The sequence below is a fragment of the Bartonella sp. CL436QHHD genome, assembly GCF_042195105.1.
Taxonomy (GTDB): domain Bacteria; phylum Pseudomonadota; class Alphaproteobacteria; order Rhizobiales; family Rhizobiaceae; genus Bartonella.
This window is the reverse complement of record NZ_JBHINR010000008.1, coordinates 1-1,093: the sequence shown is the minus strand read 5'-3', so window position 1 is coordinate 1,093 and position 1,093 is coordinate 1. Positions and strand designations below refer to the sequence as shown.

General features: G+C 44.0%; 3 protein-coding genes. All 3 read left to right on the top strand.

Annotated elements, in window-relative coordinates; all coding sequences use genetic code 11:
* Positions 1-147 (top strand): phage tail protein (locus ACFIKN_RS01570; protein WP_375657810.1); only part of this gene is annotated, 147 nt, incomplete at its 5' end.
* Positions 144-368 carry a tail protein X gene (locus ACFIKN_RS01565; RefSeq protein ID WP_375657809.1) on the top strand — a complete coding sequence of 75 codons (225 nt, stop codon included), beginning with the start codon at positions 144-146 and terminating at the stop codon, positions 366-368. The genes ACFIKN_RS01570 and ACFIKN_RS01565, both read left to right, overlap by 4 nt.
* A 110-nt stretch (positions 369-478) precedes the next feature.
* Positions 479-1,093, top strand: a 615-nt coding sequence (locus ACFIKN_RS01560) for a contractile injection system protein, VgrG/Pvc8 family (RefSeq protein ID WP_375657808.1), incomplete at its 3' end; no start/stop codon positions are given.

Below are 1,093 nucleotides of genomic sequence, written 5' to 3'. Positions count from 1 at the left end.
CACATTCTTGTGACCGGTCAAGGCAAAATCTTAGGTAAGTTTGTCATTCTTTCTGTAGAGGAAAAACAAAGCGTTTTTCATTATAATGGCACCCCAAAAAAACAAGAATTTACAATAAAGTTGAGAGAATATGGTGGAGACCTATGAGTGACCTTTATATGACCAAAGATGGCGATATGGTGGATGCCATTTGCTGGAGATATTATGCCAAAGGTCAACAAGCCCTTGCTGTTGAACGCGTTTATGCAGCAAATTTTGGTCTTGCAGACTATGGACCCATTTTAAAAGCAGGCATCACAATCGTTTTGCCAACCCTCCCCTATCCTAAAGCCACACCGGTAATCAGAATTTGGGGCAGTCAATCATGAAACCTTTTTGCATGGTTCTGGCAAATGGAGAAGACATCACCAAAACTCTTATGGATNACCCTCCCCTATCCTAAAGCCACACCGGTAATCAGAATTTGGGGCAGTCAATCATGAAACCTTTTTGCATGGTTCTGGCAAATGGAGAAGACATCACCAAAACTCTTATGGATTATGTTTTGTCGATTGAAATTACCGATGAAGCAGAAAACAAAAGTGATCGTATCACTATAGAGCTTGATGACCGTGCGCGTGACAGTGATAACGGCTTTCTTGATATTCCTCTTATCGGAACAATCATTTCTGTCACACTTGGCTATGAAGGCGGGAAAAACCGCGATATGGGATCCTATCTGATAGACGAAATCTCTGTAAGCAGCCCACCACAAAGCTTAAGCGTGACAGGGCGCGCCGCCTCTATGAACACGTCTTATAGAACACCCAAAAGCCAATCCTATCACCAGCAAACCCTTGGCAGTATTGTTCAAGAGATAGCACAGCGTAATGGCTATACGCCAAAGGTTGATCCTTCTCTTGCAAAAATCGTTGTGCGTCACATTGACCAAACAGCTGAAAGCGATATGGCTTTTGCTGCACGCCTTGCAGAAGAATATGATGCGGTAGCAAAGCCCGTTGATGGCAAACTGGTGCTCGCCAAACGGGGTGAAGGCAAAGCCATCACCGGTGAAACACTCCCCATAGTTGTTATCCATGAAAAACATTGCACC

Excerpts from the sequence above, each read along its gene's own strand:
- ACFIKN_RS01565 (WP_375657809.1), top strand. The coding sequence starts at position 144 with ATGAGTGACCTTTATATGACCAAAGATGGCGATATGGTGGATGCCATT.